The sequence below is a fragment of the Kocuria sp. TGY1127_2 genome (genome assembly GCF_013394385.1).
Classification (GTDB): domain Bacteria; phylum Actinomycetota; class Actinomycetes; order Actinomycetales; family Micrococcaceae; genus Rothia.
Genome location: NZ_AP022834.1, coordinates 1,478,892 through 1,498,083, shown reverse-complemented (window position 1 = coordinate 1,498,083; position 19,192 = coordinate 1,478,892). Strand labels below are relative to the sequence as shown.

Sequence of the window (19,192 nt, the reverse complement as noted above, 5' to 3'; positions counted from 1 at the left end):
CTTCGTCGATATCGACAGCCCCGAAGCCGGGACGGGCCCAGAAGAACAGGCTTTTGCTGCGGTCAATGTGGCCCAGTTGCGCAGGCTTGTAGCTTTCGCGTTCGAGTCGCTCCACGTTTCTTTTCAGACGGAGCTATCGATCACTGTTATCGGCGAAGCCGAGATGGAGCGGCTTCACATCGAGTGGATGGACCTCGGAGGTCCCACGGATGTGATGTCCTTCCCCATGGACGAGATGCGTCCGGGAACGCCGGATGAACTCGCGGAGGGAACTCTTGGCGATATCGCCCTGTGTCCCACGGTCGCGGCCCGGCAGGCCGAGGCCGCTGGACACTCAACGGCTGATGAACTGTGTCTGCTTCTGCTCCATGGAATCCTGCATTGCCTCGGGTACGATCACGCCACGACCGAGCAGGAACGAGAAATGTTTTCCCTGCAACGGAATATCCTGGAAGAATTTCTGGGCCACCCCGCGCCCGTGGAAACGAGGCATTAGCACGGTATGATCACGGCACTCCTCGCCATCGCGACCCTGATTCTGCTAGGCGTGGCATTTCTTCTGACCGCTGCAGAATCGGCGTTTACCTATTTGCCACGTCACGAAGCGGAGAAGGCTTCCCAGGCCGACGAGCGCCAAAGCCTCAAAAAGGTCCTCGAAGACCCTCGGCCATATATGCATGCCCTGAGATTCGCTCGGATTCTCTGCGAATCCCTCGTCTCGGTCGTCCTCACTATTCTCTTTCTGCGTTTCATACCCTGGGTATGGCTTTCGGCGCTGATTGCCGTCGTCATCGCGACTTTGCTGGGGTTCGTCGTGATTGGTGTCTCGCCGCGTCACGTCGGACGATCGCATCCATTGGCCGTCGTCTCCAGGACCTCCGGTTTTCTCCGCGCGATCACCGCCGTGTTGGGACCTGTGCCACGGTGGCTCATGCGTGGCGGCTCAGCTTTTGCCCAGCCCACGGACGAGAACGCCGGGTTCTTCACGGAAGAAGAACTCCGTGAGTTCGTGGATCGGGCCAGCGGCACGGATGTGATCGAAGACAGCGAGGCGGCGATGCTGCACTCGATTTTCGAGCTGGATGACACCCGCATTCGAGCGGTGATGGTCCCACGAACCGACACGGTGACTTTCGACCTTGATGACTCGGTGGACAACGCCCTCAACCTGTTTTTGCGATCCGGATATTCGCGCATCCCCGTCATAGGCGAGGACTTCGATGACGTCCGCGGCTTCTTGTACCTCAAGGACGTCGCCGAGGCGATTTTGACCCGTGATCACCAGGGCAGCGCCCCCGTTGTCTCGGATCTCTTGCGTCCGGCACGTTTCGTTCCCGAATTGCAGAAAGTCTCAGAACTGCTGCCCCAAATGCAGCGGGAGGGCACGCACGTCGCAATCGTGGTTGATGAGTACGGTGGTACGGCAGGGCTGGTCACGCTCGAAGACCTCATTGAGGAGCTCGTCGGTGAGATTGTCGACGAGTACGATACGGCCGAGCCGGAAGCAACGGCCGAAGGCGACGCCTATCGAGTGTCGGCCCGCATGAGCATCGGCGACCTCGGCGAGCTCTTCGACCTTGATCTGGAAGACGACGACGTCGATTCCGTCGGCGGTCTCCTGGCCAAGGCTCTCGGCCGAGTTCCGATCGTTGGTTCCACAGCGGAGATCTACGGGATTCGGCTCAAAGCCGTTAAGCTCGAGGGGCGCCGGAACCGCGTCGGCACGGTCCTCGCATGGCAGGAACCGCCACAGGAAGAACTTGACGGACAGGAGCCCTCGGAGGAATGAACATGGATTTAGCAACCGTACCCGAGGATTTCGTCGCCGGATTCGCGGTCCTGGTCGGGCGCCCGAACGCCGGAAAATCGACGTTGACGAATGCGTTGGTCGGCCAGAAGGTGGCCATCACCTCCAACCGACCCCAGACGACGCGACACACCATCCGCGGCATTGTCCATCGCGATCATTCCCAACTGATTCTGATCGATACCCCAGGACTGCATCGGCCCCGAACACTCCTCGGTGAGCGACTCAACGATCTCGTCGCGGAGACGCTCGCGGAGGTTGACGTCATTGGCTTCTGCGTACCTGCCGACGAAAAGATCGGTCCAGGAGATCGCTACATCGCATCACAGTTGGCCGCGGCGGGGAAAAAGCCTATCGTCGCTATTGTTACCAAGGCCGACAAAGTCCCTGCGGACCGACTCGCGGAGCAACTCGTAGCCGTCACAGATCTGGGCAATGAAATCATGACCTCCGAGCGACGCGCCCGTGAAGAGCGTGCACGCCGTCGGCAGGCCCAGGGCAAAGGCTCCCAGGGCAGAAAATCTGACCCGCCGGCCCTCTTCGCCAAGGGCTCGAACAACTCAGAAAACGTCCCGACGGGGCCGGTCGACGACGGTCAGGGCGGCTGGGCTGACATCATTCCGGTTTCGGCCGTCAAAGATTTCCAGGTCGAGTCCGTTGCAAGCGTACTGAGCTCGTATTTGCCCGATTCCCCGCCACTTTATCCTGACGGCGATCTGACCGATGAGCCCGAGGCCGTTATGGTTGCAGAACTCGTTCGTGAGGCTGCCCTAGAAGGTGTCCGCGACGAGTTGCCGCACTCGGTGGCCGTGACCGTTGAGGAGATGAATGACCGCGAGGACCGGCCCGAGGACGATCCGATGATCGACGTCCACGTGAACCTGTATGTTGAACGGGACTCGCAGAAAGCCATCATTATCGGAAAGCGCGGATCCAGGTTGCGGGATATCGGAACCAAGGCTCGGCAGGGGATAGAACCGTTGCTCGGAGCCAAAGTCTATTTGAGCATTCACGTGAAGGTTGCCAAGGACTGGCAACGTGATCCCCGGGCCCTGGGTCGCTTGGGATTCTAGACGGCATCCGGGGAAGAAAGAGGAAATTCACGGTCTGACGTGAGGAAACTTATCAGCCTCGGGTCGTAAAGTACTTAATGGTTTTTTGCCGTCCGTTCGAGAGGAATATCTGTGCCGCAGTCGCCCGAGACTTCGAATGAAGCGCCTTCGCCGCGCCTCAATGCCCGGGGCCGTCACTACAAGAACCGCGCGAGGAAATCCAAGCGTGGGCTCTGGCTCTCGCTGTGCTGTGTCGGTCTTTTGCTCGTCGTCATGGGTGCCGGTGGATTCGCCGCGATGCGTCTGCGGTCCAACGTCGAGACGGATGCGCTCAATCTCGGGTCGGGCCTCGACGGTGGAAAAGAACTAGCGGACGGCCCCCTCGATATCCTCGTCATCGGCTCCGACACCCGAACGGGCAATAACGCCAATTACGGCGATACTTCGGATGAGGGCTCCGGCGCTCGTTCGGACGTCATGATGCTGATGCAAATCAGCGAGGACCACAAGAAGGTCAACGTGGTGTCTTTCCCCCGTGACCTGATGGTCGACATCCCGCAGTGCCAAGGGGCGGACGGAAAGAAATACCCCGCCGAACAAGACACCCAGATCAATGAGTCACTCACCAACGGCGGGCCGGGTTGCACCGTAGCGACCATCAACCAGATGACCGGCATCAACGTAGACCACTTCATGCTCGTCGACTTCAACGCTGTGAAACAGTTGAGCACCGTCGTGGGGGGTGTGAACGTCTGCGTCAACAAACCGATCAAGGACGAATACTCGGGACTGGACATTCCATCGGGCAATTCCGAGGTCGAGGGCGAACAAGCCCTGGCCTTCCTCCGCTCACGTCACGGTTTCGGCGACGGATCCGACACTAGCCGAATCCAGGCCCAGCAGGGCTTCCTGGCTTCGTTGATGCGGAAGGTCAAGGAACAAGGAACCTTGTCTAATCCCGGCAAAATGTACGGTATCGCGGAGGCTGTCACCCAGAACGTCACCGTCGACAAGGGTTTCACCGACCCCGCCACGTTCGTGGACATCGGCAAAATCCTCTCCGGCGTTGACCTGTCCGACATTGTTTTTGCCACGGCTCCCACAGAGCCATATGTCAATGACGAGAACAAGTTGCAGCTCTCCGGCGAAGCGGAGAAGGTCTTCGAGACTCTGCGCAAGGACGGATCACTGGCCGGTGGGCAGGACGAGTCTTCCGATTCCCCGTCGAGTTCGGCACCCGAGCCGGAAATCGACCGGTCAGTACCCGTGTATATGTCCAATGCATCGGGGACCGAGAATCGTGGCAAGGACCTGAGCGGCAAGGTCGAAGAACTCGGGTACACCGGCGTGACGTACCAGGATCTGGCCGAGGCCTCGGAGACCACCACAATCCAGTACGCCGCCGGATATCAGCAGCAGGCTCAGGAGATCGCGAACAAGTTCGGCCTGGGGTCGGACCAAGTGGTCGAAAGCGCGGCGGTTGCCGGAATCGACGTCAATGTGGGCAAGGACTTCGCAAGCGGAGACACGGTCAAGAAGGAAGGCTCTTCCTCAATTGTCGGCGGCGCGAATGGACAGACCGCCGATCAGCAGACCTGCCAGAAAGCATTCGCTTACTGATACCGGCCGCGGCCTCGAATCTGGCGGATTCGCTGACGTCGGCTATGGGCGTCGCATCCCATAATGTGGACAGACCGTGACCTGTCACGCAGGGATGCGACGCGGGTGGTACGTTGAATATCGTGAATCAATCATCCGTGATCCTCCTGCTTAGTTGCCGCAGCGAGGCCTCGTATTCCGACTAGGCCGACACCTCGCTGCGGAGATCAGTTGCGCCGGCCGCAACCTTATACAACGTCCTGAGAGGCACTCACGATGACTCACCCGCAGAAATCCTCCGGAATGCCGATTCACAAATATCGTCCCTACCACGAGGAAATTTCGGTCAATCTTCCCGACCGCACCTGGCCGGATAAGGTCATGACGCACGCACCGCGCTGGTGCGCGGTCGACCTCCGCGATGGAAACCAGGCCTTGGTGGACCCGATGGACACGGACCGCAAACTGGCGATGTTCAAGCTCCTGGTCGCGATGGGTTACAAAGAGATCGAGGTTGGTTTCCCCTCCGCGTCCCAGACCGATTTCAATTTCGTACGCACCCTCATCGAGGACCATTACATCCCCGACGACGTCACGATCCAGGTTTTGGTCCAGTGCCGGGAGCACCTCATCGAGCGGACGTATGAGGCCATCGAGGGCGCACCCTCAGCGATCATCCATTTCTACAATTCGACGTCAGTTCTCCAACGTCGCGTTGTCTTCAAACAGGATCAGGACGGCATCATGGATATCGCCCTGAACGGTGCTCGTCTCTGCACCAAGTACGAAGAGCAGATGAGCACTACTGTGCCTCTCACGTACCAGTATTCTCCGGAGTCCTACACGGGCACCGAGGTCGAGTACGCTGCGCGCGTTGCCAACGCGGTTACCAATGAACTGGGGATCGGAGAAGACCGCCAGTTCATCATCAATTTGCCCGCGACCGTCGAGATGGCAACGCCCAACGTCTATGCCGACTCGATCGAATGGATGAGCCGTCATCTGGACAATCGGGACAACGTCATTCTTTCCCTGCACCCGCACAATGATCGGGGCACGGGCATCGCCGCTGCTGAACTCGGTTTCCTGGCCGGTGCAGATCGGATCGAGGGCTGTCTCTTCGGCAACGGCGAGCGGACCGGAAACGTCGACCTGGTGACCCTGGGACTCAATCTGTTCACGCAGGGCATCGATCCGCAGATCGATTTTTCTAACATCGACGAAATCCGGCAAACGGTCGAGTACTGTAACCAAATCAAGGTCCACGAGCGTTCTCCCTACGGTGGAGATTTGGTATTCACGGCATTCTCCGGGTCCCACCAAGACGCCATCAAGAAGGGCTTCGAAGCGATGGAGGTCGATGCGAAGTCCCAGAACAAGGATGTCGAGGAGATGGAATGGGCCGTTCCTTACCTGCCCATCGATCCTATGGATCTCGGCAGGAACTACGAAGCGGTCATCCGTGTGAATTCCCAGTCCGGCAAGGGCGGCGTCGCCTACTTGTTGAAGCAGCAGAAGGGCCTGGACATGCCCAAACGTGCCCAGGTGGAGTTCTCGAGCGTCGTCCAGAATCGTACGGACAGCGAAGGCGGCGAAATCACGAGCGTCGCCCTCTGGGACATCTTCAAGGACGAGTACCTGCCGGCGGAAGAGGACCACGGTGAGCGTCGTTGGGGCAAATTCCGAATTGCCGCGATGACCACCGAGGCCACGGATACGGGGGACACGACCCTGCGGCTCAAGCTGGACATCAACGGTCGTGAGATCGACCGTTCTGCCGTCGGCAACGGACCTATTGACGCGCTGACCCGAGTGCTCTCCCATGAGGGTGTCGACGTTCGAGTCCTGGACTACTCCGAGCATGCGATGTCAGCGGGCGAGAATGCCCATGCGGCCAGCTATGTCGAGGCGGCGGTCGGCGATCGTGTCCTGTGGGGCGTCGGTGTCGACGCCAACACCACCCGCGCAGGCCTGAAAGCTCTGATCTCAGCCGTCAACCGCGCATTGCGGTAATCAAGTTCGCCTGACGACGCCGCCCACGCCTTGCGCGGGCGGCGTCGTATTTTTCTCACATCTGCCGTGGGATAATGGGCGAGTGCCAACGACAACCGCCGCATCCAGGACGTATCGCGAGACTGTGATCGTCCTGGGAACGTACCCACTTGGCGAGTCGGACCGGATCATTGTCGGTCTGTCCGCTGGGCACGGTCTGATACGTGCTGTGGCCAAAGGCGTGCGCCGAAGCAACTCGAAGCTCGGTGCGAGGTTAGAGCCCTTCATGATCACGGATGTTTCTTTGGTCCACGGCCGGAATCTGGATACCGTGACTCAGGCCGTAACCCGAAAGGCCTACGCTGCTCCCATCGTGGCCGATTACGTCGCGTATACGAGCGCTTCGGCTATTGCGGAGGTTTCGGAGCACGTGGCCCAGGGAGATCCTGAGTCCGCGCGAGAACTCTTCACCTTGACGGCGGGGGCCCTCTCTTCCTTGGCTCGTCAGACCCATCCACCTCAGGACGTCTTGAACTCGTTCCTGGCCCGATCCATGCGGATTGCAGGCTGGTACATCGCAACCGAAGCCTGTGTTCGGTGCGGGGACACCGAGAACGTGACCTCGTGGTCGATATCCGGTGGGGGTGTCGTATGCGCCGCTTGTGCCCAGGCCGGGGACCGTCCGCTGAGCACGGACATGATGACTTACCTCCGCGCAGTTGCCACGGGAAACTGGGACCTTCTGCAGGACGTTGAAGATCACACCGCTGCGGACCGCGTCGGAGTGCTCCTCAGACGTTATGTACAGTGGCACGTGGAGCGCGAGTTCCGCTCATTTGCCTTGCTCGAAAGGACCTTATGACTATCCAAGCCCCCTTTCCTCATCCGTCGGGAAGACGCCCGCCCGCCATTCCTCAGAAGTTCGTACCGCGTCACGTGGCCGTGGTCATGGACGGTAACGGACGTTGGGCGAATGAGCGCGGATTGCCCCGCAATGAGGGCCACAAAGCGGGGGAGCAGGCGCTCCTGGATGTGGTAGCAGGAGCGATTGAAATGGGCATTTCCGTCGTGAGCGCCTACGCCTTCTCGACCGAGAACTGGAAGCGGTCCCTCGATGAGGTCAATTTCTTGATGAGATTCTGCGGCGACGTCTTGGAGCGCCAGCTCGATACACTGAATTCTTGGGGTGTTCGTATCCGTTGGGCCGGCAGACGCCCTCGCCTGTGGAAGTCCGTTATTCGCCAGTTGGAGACCTGTGAGCGGGAGACAGCGGACAACACCGTGTGCACGCTAGTGATGTGCGTGAATTATGGGGGTCGTGCAGAAATCGCCGATGCCGCAGCCGCCATCGCTGCCGATGCGGCAGCCGGAACCGTCAAACCCGGCCAGATTAACGAGAAAACATTCGCTCGGTATTTGGACGAACCAGATCTTCCGGATGTGGATATGTTCTTGCGAACCTCTGGGGAACAACGATTCTCCAATTTCCTTCTCTGGCAGAGCGCTTATGCCGAGATGATCTTCATGAATATCCTTTGGCCGGACGTGGATCGCCTCGTTCTCTGGGACGCCATCGAAGAATATGCTCAACGCGACCGCAGATATGGGGGAGCGGTGGACTCGGTAACTAAATCTGCAGTTTAACCTCAAATCGTAACCCTCAACCTCAAATTCATATTTAAAAACGAAGGCCCAGGAGAATCCGTGGTCAGGTTCTATCCAACATTTTTCAAGATCGCCTTCTCCGGTATGGACGCGGAGAGAGCACACGCGATCGGTTTCGCAGCAATCAAGGCATGCCGGCAATCGGGAGTTTCCAAGGCTCTCCGTATGTTGACGGCGCCGGACAAATCTTTGCGCACGGAAGCACTCGGTCGCGTCTTCCCTTCCCCTTTCGGTTTGGCAGCCGGTTTCGACAAAGGCGCCACAGGGATCAATGCGCTGACCGACCTGGGCTTCGGTCACGTGGAGGTGGGAACGGTCACCGGCCAACCGCAATCCGGCAACCCCAAGCCCAGGTTGCACCGGCTCGTCCGAGATCACGCGGTGATCAATCGCATGGGGTTCAACAATGACGGCGCCGACCAGATCGGACCGCGTTTGGCTTCGGCTCATGCCGACCTGTGGCACGACTACAAGGAACGCACGCGTCCGATCGTCGGCGTGAATATTGGCAAAACGAAGGTCGTGCCCGTCGAGGATGCGATCGAGGACTACGTGCACAGCACGCGGACGCTTGCTCCCCAGGCGGACTACCTTGCGGTCAACGTGAGCTCACCCAACACGCCCGGGCTCCGGGATCTGCAGCACATCGATGCGCTCCGGCCACTGCTGAGCGCCGTCGTACGCGAAGCGGAACAGGCCGCGCGTCGGCACGTTCCGGTACTGGTGAAAATAGCCCCCGACCTTTCGGACACCGAGGTCGCGGCGATCGCCGATCTCGCGGTTGAGCTGGAACTTGACGGCATCATCGCCACCAACACCACGATTCGGCGCGAAGGTTTGGGCTTGCAATCTTCTCCGACCGACATCGAAGAATGCGGGACAGGGGGCCTATCCGGCGAACCGTTACGGAAGAGATCGCTCGAAGTTCTCTCTGCTGTTCGGGCTCGTGTCGGGGCAGATATGACCATCATCTCGGTCGGGGGAGTCACCTCGGCCGGCGATGTGGAGGAGCGTCTGCAACGCGGAGCCAATCTGGTTCAGGGGTATACCGCTTTCCTGTACGAAGGCCCGTTCTGGGCTGCCCGAATCAACCGTGGCCTGAAGAAAATGAGGCGCCGACGCAGCTGACTTCAGCAGACCGTATTAACGATTGAGGACGGCCGGCCACCAAGGAGTGGCCTGCCGTCCTCACTTCAGTAAACTACCGCGCAGGGTTTAGGAAGGGAATTCCCCTCGCTTGACCTGCGGCTTGGGCATCCGCAAACGACGGATCATCATGACCCGGTTGAATACATACATCCCGGATCCCGCTTCGGCGGAACCGAATTTCTCGATCACAAGCTTCTTGAGTTTTCTCCACAGGATGAAGAAGTCCAGGAGCCAGATTGCAATAAAGATCCACATGACGTAGATCGTGAACTGCTGGATGTGGAGGGGCATCACCAGGCCGAGAATGAAGATGACGAGCAAAATGACGATGAAGTAGTCACCGATATTGAACCTTGCATCGACATAATCCCGGATGAAACGACGCTGGTGGCCACGGTCACGAACAGGCAAGTAACGATCATCGCCCGTCTGCATCGCCTGGTTCTGCCGTACTCGCGCTTCCCTGGCGGCCTCGCGTTCCTTCTGCTTGGCCATCTTGCGATCGTCAGGCACAAGGGGACGTTTGCGGGCGGCCTCTCTCTCTTTACGAGTTGGAGTAGGGCGGCCCTTGCCTTGGGCCCTTGCGGCCTCTGAAGAGTTCATCGACTCCGACGACTCTTCTGTGGCAACGCTTTCAGCTGAGGATTTCTTCTTGCTTCCGAACACCCGTCCAGGATACTTGATGGCGCGCCCTGTTACTTTCCACCGCGCCAGAAGCATAAGGTGGCGCCTATGACGAACAACGATGTAACTAGCGTCAATGACGGTCGAAACGCAGAACCTTCGATTGAGGTTGAGATTAAAGCTCGTGTCGAGAAGACGTTCCAGAACACTCTGGCAACTCTCAAGGAGCTCGTCTCGATTCCCTCGGTGGCATGGGAAAGTCACGATCTGTCCCGGGTGCGCGAAAGCGCCGAACGGGTCGCAGAGCTGGCCCGCGAGTCCGGCTTCGACGACGTCGAAATCCTCACTGCCGACAAGCCTGATGGGGGCCAGGGGATGCCGGCCGTCGTCGCCCGAAAGCATCCTCGCCCTGGATACCCGACAGTTCTTCTCTACGCTCACCACGACGTTCAACCGGTTGGCGACGTAGCCGACTGGGATACGGATCCTTGGGTTGCAACCGAGGTCGGCGACCGCCTGTACGGACGTGGCGCCGCGGACGACAAAGCCGGTTTGATGACTCACCTTGCATCGGTCGATGCGCTTCACAGCGTCCTGGGCGAGGAACTTGGGATCGGCATTACTTTGTTCATCGAAGGTGAGGAAGAGGCCGGCTCACCGAGCTTCGGGAATTTTCTCGCTACTTATCAAGACAAACTTCAGGCTGACGCAATCGTGGTCGCGGATTCTTCCAACTGGCGCGCTGGAGTTCCCGCGCTGACCACGAGCCTTCGCGGTGTCATCTCAGGAACCGTCACGGTGAGGACCCTGGATCATGCCCTTCACTCAGGAATGTTCGGAGGTCCCTTGGTCGATGCGAATACCGCCATGGTGCGCGTCCTGGCATCCTTGCACGATGACGAGGGGTCGGTAGCGGTCGACGGTCTGGTTCGTGGCCCGGATCCTGAGCTCGACTACGCGGAAGAAGATTTCCGCACCGATGCGGGGGCGCTCGAAGATTTCCGCCTCACCGGCAAAGGGAGCATCTCGTCCCGGCTCTGGAACCAGCCGGCGCTGTCCATCATCGGGATGGATATCACTTCGGTCGATCAATCCTCCAACACCATGGCCTCCACGGCCCGAGCTCGAGTTAGCCTCCGTCTTGCGCCGGGGCAAGACCCTCATGAGGCCCATCGACTTCTGGAAGAACACCTGACTCAGAACGCTCCTTGGGGGTCCACTGTCGAATACGACGGCGGCGAAGCCGGTCAGCCTTTCGAATCGGATGTGACCAGCGGTCCTGCTCAGGCTGTCTTGGAGTCAATGAAGGACGCTTGGAACACCGAGCCCGTTCTCATGGGCATGGGCGGATCGATTCCGTTCGTAGCATCGTTGACGCAGACGTTCCCTGATGCGGCGATCCTCATCACGGGCATCGAGGATCCGGACACTCGCGCACACAGTGCCAATGAGTCTCTCTTCATTCCGGATTTCCAGCGCGCCATAGAATCCGAAGCGTTCTTCATGGTCCGTATGAATCAATCTCGCTGACGACGCCCTACGCGGCCTCGCCACGGTGTGTGGTGAGCATCCAACGTGGGCAACGGTTCGGTCGGCGGAGGAATAACGAGAGTAGTAATAGGGTTACACTGACGCGAGAGCAATAGCTAGGCTTGAGGCGAGCAGAAAGGCAGGTCGCGATATGACTGTTGCACCCGAAATGAAGACCGAGATGCCGACTCACGGCGTGACTCTCACCGAAGGAGCAGCCGAGAAGGTGCGCACCCTTCTGGAACAGGAGGGGCGAACAGACTTGCGTCTCCGTGTTGCGGTTCAGCCCGGTGGTTGCTCAGGTTTGATCTACCAGTTGTACTTCGACGAGCGCGTTCTCGATGGAGATGCTCTGCGCGAGTTCGACGGCGTCGAGGTCATCGTTGATCGGATGAGCACTCCTTACCTGGAAGGCTCGACGATCGACTTCGAGGACACCATTCAGAAACAGGGTTTCTCGATCGACAATCCGAATGCGCAGGGTTCCTGCGCCTGTGGTGATTCTTTCAACTAAGTGATATAGATCGCGTCCAGTCGGCGCGTAATATGGCCCGGTCATTCCCGCTTTGGGGAGGATCGGGCCATAGTCTTGTTAAGGTCGAAAGTTCGGGCTCCAACTCGCCCCTAGCCGTTATGTCGGAGCTGAATCTGTTCCGACTTTCGGGGTACTGTGGTGACACAGTGTCAGCGGAAATCCGCAGGGACGAGTAAGCTCGTATTAAGACCAGAACGCTGTCGCACGACCACACGGGAAACGGTGGAACGGCTCAGCGTTCATCACACGCACGGAAATTAGAGGAAGGGCAGTCTGTGAGTTCGCAGAAACGAACCGGTAGCAGTCGCGCCAAGGGCATTGTCGCCATCGGTGCGACGGCGGCCGCCACGCTGCTGTTGACGGGTTGTTCGGATAGCGCCGAGGTCGGATTCTTGCCGACCAAGCGCGGCACGACCGACAACGTCGACACGATCATGGATCTTTGGATCGGCTCCTGGATCGCTGCACTCGCAGTCGGTCTGGTGACCTGGGGTCTGATGCTCTGGTGCATCATCGCCTATCGTCGCCGCAAGGGAGAAACTGGCTACCCGCGCCAGCTGGGATATCACCTTCCTCTCGAGATCATGTACACGCTCATCCCGATCGTTTTGATCGTGAGCCTCTTTGCGTTTTCCGACAAAGCAGAGCGTTCGGTCGACAGTCGCTGGGATCAGCCAGGCGTCACGGTCGAGGTCTATGGCAAGCAGTGGGCCTGGGACTTCAATTACCTGGACAGTGATACCTACACGTCAGGTACGCAGGCTCGTCTCGACGGCCAGTCTGGCCGGGAGGATAAGCTTCCGACCCTCTACCTGCCGGAGAATACCGAGGTTGAGCTCCAGCTCAAGTCTCGCGACGTGAACCACTCATTCTGGGTGCCCGCATTCCTGCAGAAGATCGACACCATCCCCGGTCAGACCAACTACATGGACTTCAAGACTGGTGGCCCCGGTGATTACCAGGGCAAATGCGCCGAGCTTTGCGGTGAGTACCACTCAGAAATGCTCTTCAACGTAAAGGTCGTCTCCCAGGACGACTATGACAAGCACATGCAGGACCTCAAGAACCAGGGCAATAACGGACGCCTCGGCGATGAGTACAACCGCAATCCCAACATGAACGAATCGAAGTAGGGGAGTACCGGTGTCTACATTCGAGTATTCAGCTGAAGAAACAACGGTTGCGCAACGCACCGTTCCCCGGTCTCGGGGACGGATCGTCGTCAGCTGGTTGACTTCGACCGACCACAAGACCATCGGATACATGTATCTGATCGCGTCCTTCATCTTCTTCTTGCTGGCCGGCATCATGGCCCTCGTGATGCGCCTCGAGCTATTCGAGCCCGGCATGCAGATCCTGGAGACCAAAGAGCAGTTCAACCAGCTGTTCACCATGCACGGCACCCTGATGTTGCTGATGTTTGGTACCCCCATGTTCATCGGCTTCGCCAACGTGATCGTGCCCCTGCAGATCGGCGCTCCCGACGTCGCTTTCCCGCGACTTAACGCGCTTGCCTTCTGGTTCTTCCTGTTCGGCTCCCTGGTCGCCATTTCCGGCTTCATCACGCCCCAAGGCGCGGCATCGTTCGGTTGGTTCGCCTATGCGCCGTTGAACTCCACCACGTACAGTCCAAGCGTAGGCGGAGACCTGTGGGTCTTCGGCCTTGCCCTACAGGGCTTCGGCACCATCATGGGCGGCGTCAACTTCTTGACCACCATCCTCTGCATGCGTGCTCCGGGCATGACCATGTGGCGCATGCCAATCTTCACCTGGACCACGTTGATTACGGCGATCCTCCTCATCATGATCTTCCCGCCGTTGGCAGCCGCGCTGTTTGCCTTGGGTATGGATCGTAGGCTGGGCGGTCATATCTTCGACGCCGAAAATGGTGGTGCGATCCTGTGGCAACACCTCTTCTGGTTCTTCGGGCACCCCGAGGTCTACGTTCTGGCCCTACCGTTCTTCGGTATCGTCTCTGAGATTATCCCGGTGTTCTCACGCAAACCGATCTTCGGGTACAAGGGACTCGTCTACGCGACGATCGCCATTGCTGCGCTGTCCGTGACCGTGTGGGCCCACCACATGTACGTCACCGGTGCTGTTATGCTTCCGTTCTTCTCGTTCATGACGATGATGATCGGTGTCCCTACGGGCGTGAAGTTCTTCAACTGGATTGGCACGATGTGGCAGGGATCCATAACTTTCGAGACGCCACTCTTATGGGTCTTCGGATTCCTGTTGACCTTCTTGTTTGGCGGCGTGACCGGTATTATCCTGGCTACTCCTCCGCTGGACTTCCATCTCTCGGATTCTTACTTTGTGGTCGCGCACTTCCACTACACGGTCTTCGGAACGGTCGTGTTCTGCATGTTCGGTGGCCTCTACTTCTGGTGGCCGAAGTTCACCGGCAAGATGCTCAACGAACGACTGGGCAAAATCCACTTCTGGTTGCTGTTCATCGGTTTCCACACGACCTTCCTGATCCAGCACTGGCTGGGTGTGGACGGAATGCCGCGTCGTTATGCTGATTACATGCCCGAGGACGGTTTCACCTGGATGAACCAGTTCTCGACCGTCGGCGCCATGATTCTGGCGGTGTCGATGTTGCCGTTCTTCTGGAACGTCTACATCACGACCCGCAACGGCAAAAAGGTTGAAGTCGATGATCCGTGGGGCTTTGGAAGCTCCCTGGAATGGGCGACATCCTGCCCGCCGCCGCGTCACAACTTCACGGCCCTGCCGCGAATCCGCTCGGAACGGCCTGCACTGGATCTGCACCATCCCGAGCTGTCCACCAACCACGACGTCGCGTCGGCCGCCCGCAAGGCCGCCACGGTCAATTCCTAGGAGGCAAGCAGATGCGCGAAAATGGCATTCTTTTTTGGGCCCTGTTCATCTTCCTGATCCCGGTGACACTGGTCTACGGTTTCATGACGGGATTCACCGAATGGGTCGGATTCCCGGCCCTCCTGTTGACCGCCTTGATGTCGGCGTTCTTGGGCTTCTTCTTCAGCTTCACTTCGAAGAAGCACCCCAACCAGCCCTCGGATAACTTGGACGGCGAAATCGTCGACGCCGCTGGCGATTACGGCTTCTATTCACCCTGGAGTTGGTGGCCTCTCCTCATCGCCATCGCAGCGGCGATCGGTGTTGTGGCCATGGCCATCGGCTGGTGGCTCCTCATGCTCGCGTTCCCGCTTGCCATGATTGGTCTGGTCGGTTGGGTCTACGAATACAGCCGCGGAAGCCACGCTCACTAGACTGCGAGCGTCGCACTCCCAGCGGAAGAAGGGCCCCAATCCTCAAGGAGAGGATTGGGGCCCTTCTTTTTTCTGATCGAAATCATCCAGGACGAATCCTTCAATCCTGATGGAGGTCGACGGATCTATGACCCGATGGACCCCTGGCTGCCCTAGCCGTTCTCACAAGACGAAAGGGACCTAGCTTTGGTGCTCATAGCGCCACATGTAGCAACGCATGGGGTAGGCGCCGGTACAGACAGAGAACCATTCTGCACCAACCAGAAGACCCGCTCATCCTCAGGCGGCGTATTGCGTTAGAACAGTGCACGAGGAGGCAGCTCAAGGCTGACGCTGCAAGACCGAACCCCACCGGAAGCCGATAGAGAGCCCCACCACAACACGCGGGATGCCGCCAGGATGGTTTGAGCACAGAACTCAGGCGGCCCTGTGGAAAGACAACGGCAGAGGACACTGGGGACCCTCCCCGCCACGTAGGAGGACTCCATATTCCCCTCTCGTACGTAGCTGGTGTCGGCAGCAGCCGAAACAGGAGAGGCATCCCCCTGATCCTCTGCCGCTTGATGATAACGCGGCGACCAAGCAGCAACGCCGTGCATCATGATCTCGTTACGTTCCCAACGATGAATTTGAGCCTCGCGACGCCGTGTCGAACGTGCGTAGCCCTGAGCCTTGATTGCACCACATCGCCCTTCTATGGCCGCTATGTTTTTCACCCCCAAACCGCATATGAGGTGTCGGCTCTCAACGCGCTTCCGGGAACGCCTTAATAAGGGTGGCGCGGACGCTATTGAACGAAATCGTGGCGAGTGGGGGAGAGTTCCCTGCTCGAGGAAGTAGCCGACCAGAAAGCACTCAGATCGCAACGCAGGTATGGAAATACCGTAATAGCCCGCGCACCGGCACGCAGACCGCGGACACAGGTTGAGGGGCGGCCATGGGCTAGTGCTCTTTCGCGGCTAGGGACAGATGAGCCTCATACCGCCGTGAACACTCATGGATGTAAGAACGCCGCAGGGCAGAGCCGGGAACGCGCCCAGGGTGGGACCCACCCCATGAACCGTATTGAGAAGAACACGTTCTTCACACAACCCAGAGAATCAATTCCTGGCCCAGTACAACAGGCGGAGGGGCTACGGGGGGCCTCCGGGCAGAGAAAACCCCCGGCCCTCACAATCGAGGGCCGGGGGTTTCAGGTCAGTGACAGACCGGCTTAGTGGTCACCAGATTCCAACTCGTGGTGCTCATGCGCTGCCTCCAGCTCTGCCGGCGAGACCGGGGCAACCCGGTCCTCGAAGAATAGGCGGGAAATCCGGCCACGAATCTTCTCGCTTCCGGTAACCTTGCCCTTCTTATTCGGCTCAGCAGGCTGAACCTGGGGCGCGTTGAAGTTGACGAGGCGATACCGGTCGTATTCATTGAGGGGTTCGTGAACCTCAATGAATTCACCGTGAGGCAACTGGACAACACGTCCGGTCTCGATGCCGTGGAGTACGAGTTCCCGGTCCTTCCGTTGCAAGGCCAAGCAGATTCGTCGCGTTATCTCGAATGCGATGAACGGACCAAAGAAGAAGAAGAAACGGAGTACGTATGCCACGTCATTGAGAGCCACATGGAAGTGGGTCGCAATCAAGTCCGAGCTGGCGGCCATCATCATGATGGAATACCAAGTCACGCCTGCGGCCCCGGCGCCGGTACGGAACGGAGCGTTACGCGGGCGATCCAGAATGTGGTGTTCGCGATTGTCCTTGGTGACCCAGCGTTCAAGCCAGGGCCAGGTGAAGAACAATCCGAGCAAGATCGCAGCGGGGACCATGGGAAGGAGGACGGCCAGGACCCAAGTTCCACCGGCTTGCACCTGCCAATGCCAGGGCCATGCCCCAGGCATCAGGCGAAGCGCGCCATCGACCCAGCCGATGTACCAGTCAGGCTGGGTACCAGCCTGCACAGGGGAGGGATCATAGGGGCCGTAGTTCCAGATCGCGTTGATCGTGACCGTGCCGGCCATGATCGCAATGATGCCGAAGACGATGAAGAAGAAGCCGCCTGCTTTGGCAGCGTAGACCGGCCCCACGGGGAAACCGACAACGTTCTTCTCGGTGCGTCCCGGGCCGGGGTACTGCGTATGTTTGTGGACGACGACCATGAACAAGTGGATCGCAACCGTCAACAAGATCAATGCCGGGATGATCATGATGTGCAGGGTGTACAAGCGTCCAATGACAGCATGTCCCGGGAACTCTCCACCGAAGAAGAAGAGGGAGAGGTGCGTACCGACCAAGGGGATGGCTTTCATCACCCCGTCGATAATCCTCAGGCCGTTGCCCGAAAGAACGTCGTCGGGAAGCGAATAGCCGGTGAAGCCTGCCGCCATGGAGAGGACGAAGAGCATCCCACCGACGACCCAGTTGAGCTCACGCGGACGCCGGAACGCGCCGGTAAAGAACACACGCATCATGTGCACGGCGATTGCCACGACGAACATCAGCGCGGCCCAGTGATGGACCTGGCGCATAAATAGGCCACCGCGGATATCGAAAGAGATGTGCAGCGTGGATGCGTAGGCAGCCGACATCTCGACGCCCTTCATCGGCACATAGCTGCCGTCGTAGACCTTGGAGGTCATGGACGGGTCGAAGAAAAACGTCAGATACGTGCCGGAAAGGATAAGAATGACGAGGCTATAAAGAGCGACCTCGCCGAACATGAACGTCCAGTGGTCCGGGAAGATCTTCCGGCCGAATTCACGGACTATTCCGGAAAGACCGACGCGGGTGTCGACAAAATTAGCGATACGCCCCGGCGTTGTCGAGGCCTGGTATTCGTTTACAGCATTAGACATGTTTAGGCCTCACTCGCCATCTCTTGCTTCTGCTTGCCGCGTTCCCAGTAAGCCGGACCGACCGGCTCGTGGAAATCGCTGCGGGCCACGAGGTAGCCCTCTGAATCGACCGTAATCGGCAACTGGGGCAGCGCGTGTGCTGCGGGACCGAACACGACGGCGCATTCGTTGGCGGCATCAAACGTGGACTGGTGACAAGGGCACAGCAGGTGATGGGTGCGCTGCTCGTAGAGAGCAATGGGGCAACCAACGTGGGTGCAGACCTTGGAATAAGCAATGATGCCGTCGACGTTCCAGTCTTCGCGATCCTTTGAAACGTGCAGTTCTTCGGGATCCATACGCATCAACAGGACCACGGCCTTGGCCTTCTCCTCGAGGTACCCGTCCTCGTGAGAGATGTCCAAGATATTCTCCGGCAGAACGTGGTACGCAGAACCCATCGTGACGTCCGCTGCCTTGATAGGCGTCCCGGACGGGTCACGCACCAGACGAATACCTTTGTCCCAAAGCGTGTGCGAGAGAACCTTCGTATCGATCGGACCCAACTCGCGGAACAAGGTGATGAAGGTGAGCGGCGCAAGAATGATCGCCCCGATCATCGTGTTGCGAAGCAAGGGACGACGCTTGATCCCGGACTCGTCGATGATGGTCTCGACGATCTCTTGGGCCTCCGCCCGGGAATCCTCCGAGCTGATCTCGTGACGCATCTCGACCATCTCGTGGTCGGGCATCAGAGTTCTGGCCCACTGAACGATCCCGATACCGATGCCGAACATCGTGCAGGCAATACCCAATCCGAGCAACAGATTCTGCAGACGCAGATTGCTGGTCGGGTCCGGGTTATTGACGTTGTACATGTCGCCGCTGGCCTTGATCGCGAAAAATCCGATCCAGAACACGAACGCTCCGACGATGGAGAGAACGAAGAGCCAGGAAACCTGGTGCTCAGCACGCTTCGCGCGCTTGGGATCCAGGTCGGTCAGACGCGGTTCGTGATGCGGTAGACCCGGATCCGGGAACTGTTCCTGGTTCTGGTCTCCTGAGGTAGCAACGGCGCCGGAACGCTCCGGTGCTCCGTCACGATGGTTGCCCATGTGATCCTCTAACTTCCTTGGTACGAGCTGCTGGTAGGTGTGT

16 protein-coding genes are annotated in these 19,192 nt (G+C 58.9%); 13 read left to right on the top strand and 3 right to left on the bottom strand.

Annotated elements, in window-relative coordinates; translation table 11 throughout:
* Positions 1–10: 10 nt before the first annotated feature.
* The 8 genes from ybeY (at position 11) to sake_RS06755 (ending at position 9,243) form a co-directional block, all read left to right on the top strand.
* On the top strand, positions 11–496 hold the full coding sequence (gene ybeY, locus sake_RS06790) for an rRNA maturation RNase YbeY (RefSeq protein ID WP_129360125.1): 486 nt from the start codon (positions 11–13) through the stop codon (positions 494–496).
* Positions 497–502: 6 nt separating this feature from the next.
* The gene (locus tag sake_RS06785; protein WP_129359628.1) at positions 503–1,789 is read left to right on the top strand and encodes a hemolysin family protein; all 1,287 of its coding nucleotides are present in this window, start codon (positions 503–505) and stop codon (positions 1,787–1,789) included.
* Positions 1,786–2,880 carry a GTPase Era gene (locus sake_RS06780; RefSeq protein ID WP_129359629.1) on the top strand — a complete coding sequence of 365 codons (1,095 nt, stop codon included), beginning with the start codon at positions 1,786–1,788 and terminating at the stop codon, positions 2,878–2,880. The genes sake_RS06785 and sake_RS06780 overlap by 4 nt, the downstream gene beginning before the upstream one ends.
* A gap of 111 nt (positions 2,881–2,991) precedes the next feature.
* Positions 2,992–4,479, top strand: coding sequence for an LCP family protein (locus tag sake_RS06775; RefSeq protein ID WP_129359630.1), 1,488 nt, complete (start codon positions 2,992–2,994; stop codon positions 4,477–4,479).
* 255 nt (positions 4,480–4,734) lie between these two features.
* Entirely contained in the window at positions 4,735–6,471 is a 1,737-nt protein-coding gene (gene leuA, locus sake_RS06770; protein WP_178945667.1) for a 2-isopropylmalate synthase, read from the top strand.
* Positions 6,472–6,553: 82 nt separating this feature from the next.
* Entirely contained in the window at positions 6,554–7,312 is a 759-nt protein-coding gene (gene recO / locus sake_RS06765) for a DNA repair protein RecO (protein ID WP_178945666.1), read from the top strand.
* On the top strand, positions 7,309–8,094 hold the full coding sequence (locus sake_RS06760; protein ID WP_129359633.1) for an isoprenyl transferase: 786 nt from the start codon (positions 7,309–7,311) through the stop codon (positions 8,092–8,094). Before recO ends, sake_RS06760 begins: the two co-directional genes overlap by 4 nt.
* 60 nt (positions 8,095–8,154) lie before the next feature.
* Positions 8,155–9,243 carry a quinone-dependent dihydroorotate dehydrogenase gene (locus sake_RS06755; protein ID WP_255411248.1) on the top strand — a complete coding sequence of 363 codons (1,089 nt, stop codon included), beginning with the start codon at positions 8,155–8,157 and terminating at the stop codon, positions 9,241–9,243.
* Between the two features lie 87 nt (positions 9,244–9,330).
* Here the strand turns inward: sake_RS06755 and sake_RS06750 are convergent, their stop codons facing one another.
* A complete protein-coding gene (locus sake_RS06750; RefSeq protein WP_238147602.1) occupies positions 9,331–9,867 on the bottom strand; it encodes a DUF3043 domain-containing protein in 537 nt (178 codons plus the stop codon).
* Between the two features lie 129 nt (positions 9,868–9,996).
* On the opposite strand from sake_RS06750, the gene sake_RS06745 reads away from it, so the two are divergent.
* From sake_RS06745 to sake_RS06725, 5 genes are all read left to right on the top strand, one after another.
* A complete protein-coding gene (locus sake_RS06745; protein WP_178945665.1) occupies positions 9,997–11,418 on the top strand; it encodes a dipeptidase in 1,422 nt (473 codons plus the stop codon).
* A gap of 151 nt (positions 11,419–11,569) precedes the next feature.
* Positions 11,570–11,932 (top strand): iron-sulfur cluster assembly accessory protein, encoded by a 363-nt coding sequence (locus sake_RS06740; RefSeq protein WP_129359636.1) that lies wholly within the window; start codon positions 11,570–11,572, stop codon positions 11,930–11,932.
* 296 nt (positions 11,933–12,228) lie between these two features.
* On the top strand, positions 12,229–13,086 hold the full coding sequence (coxB, locus tag sake_RS06735) for a cytochrome c oxidase subunit II (protein WP_178945664.1): 858 nt from the start codon (positions 12,229–12,231) through the stop codon (positions 13,084–13,086).
* A 10-nt stretch (positions 13,087–13,096) separates the two neighbouring features.
* Entirely contained in the window at positions 13,097–14,800 is a 1,704-nt protein-coding gene (gene ctaD, locus sake_RS06730) for a cytochrome c oxidase subunit I (protein ID WP_129359638.1), read from the top strand.
* 11 nt (positions 14,801–14,811) lie between these two features.
* The gene (locus sake_RS06725; protein ID WP_129359639.1) at positions 14,812–15,213 is read left to right on the top strand and encodes a cytochrome c oxidase subunit 4; all 402 of its coding nucleotides are present in this window, start codon (positions 14,812–14,814) and stop codon (positions 15,211–15,213) included.
* Positions 15,214–16,426: 1,213 nt separating this feature from the next.
* Here the strand turns inward: sake_RS06725 and sake_RS06720 are convergent.
* Positions 16,427–18,055, bottom strand: a complete 1,629-nt coding sequence (locus tag sake_RS06720) for a cytochrome bc complex cytochrome b subunit (protein ID WP_129359640.1) — start codon at positions 18,053–18,055, stop codon at positions 16,427–16,429.
* A 2-nt stretch (positions 18,056–18,057) separates the two neighbouring features.
* Positions 18,058–19,149 (bottom strand): ubiquinol-cytochrome c reductase iron-sulfur subunit, encoded by a 1,092-nt coding sequence (locus sake_RS06715; protein ID WP_129359641.1) that lies wholly within the window; start codon positions 19,147–19,149, stop codon positions 18,058–18,060.
* Positions 19,150–19,192: the final 43 nt, after the last annotated feature.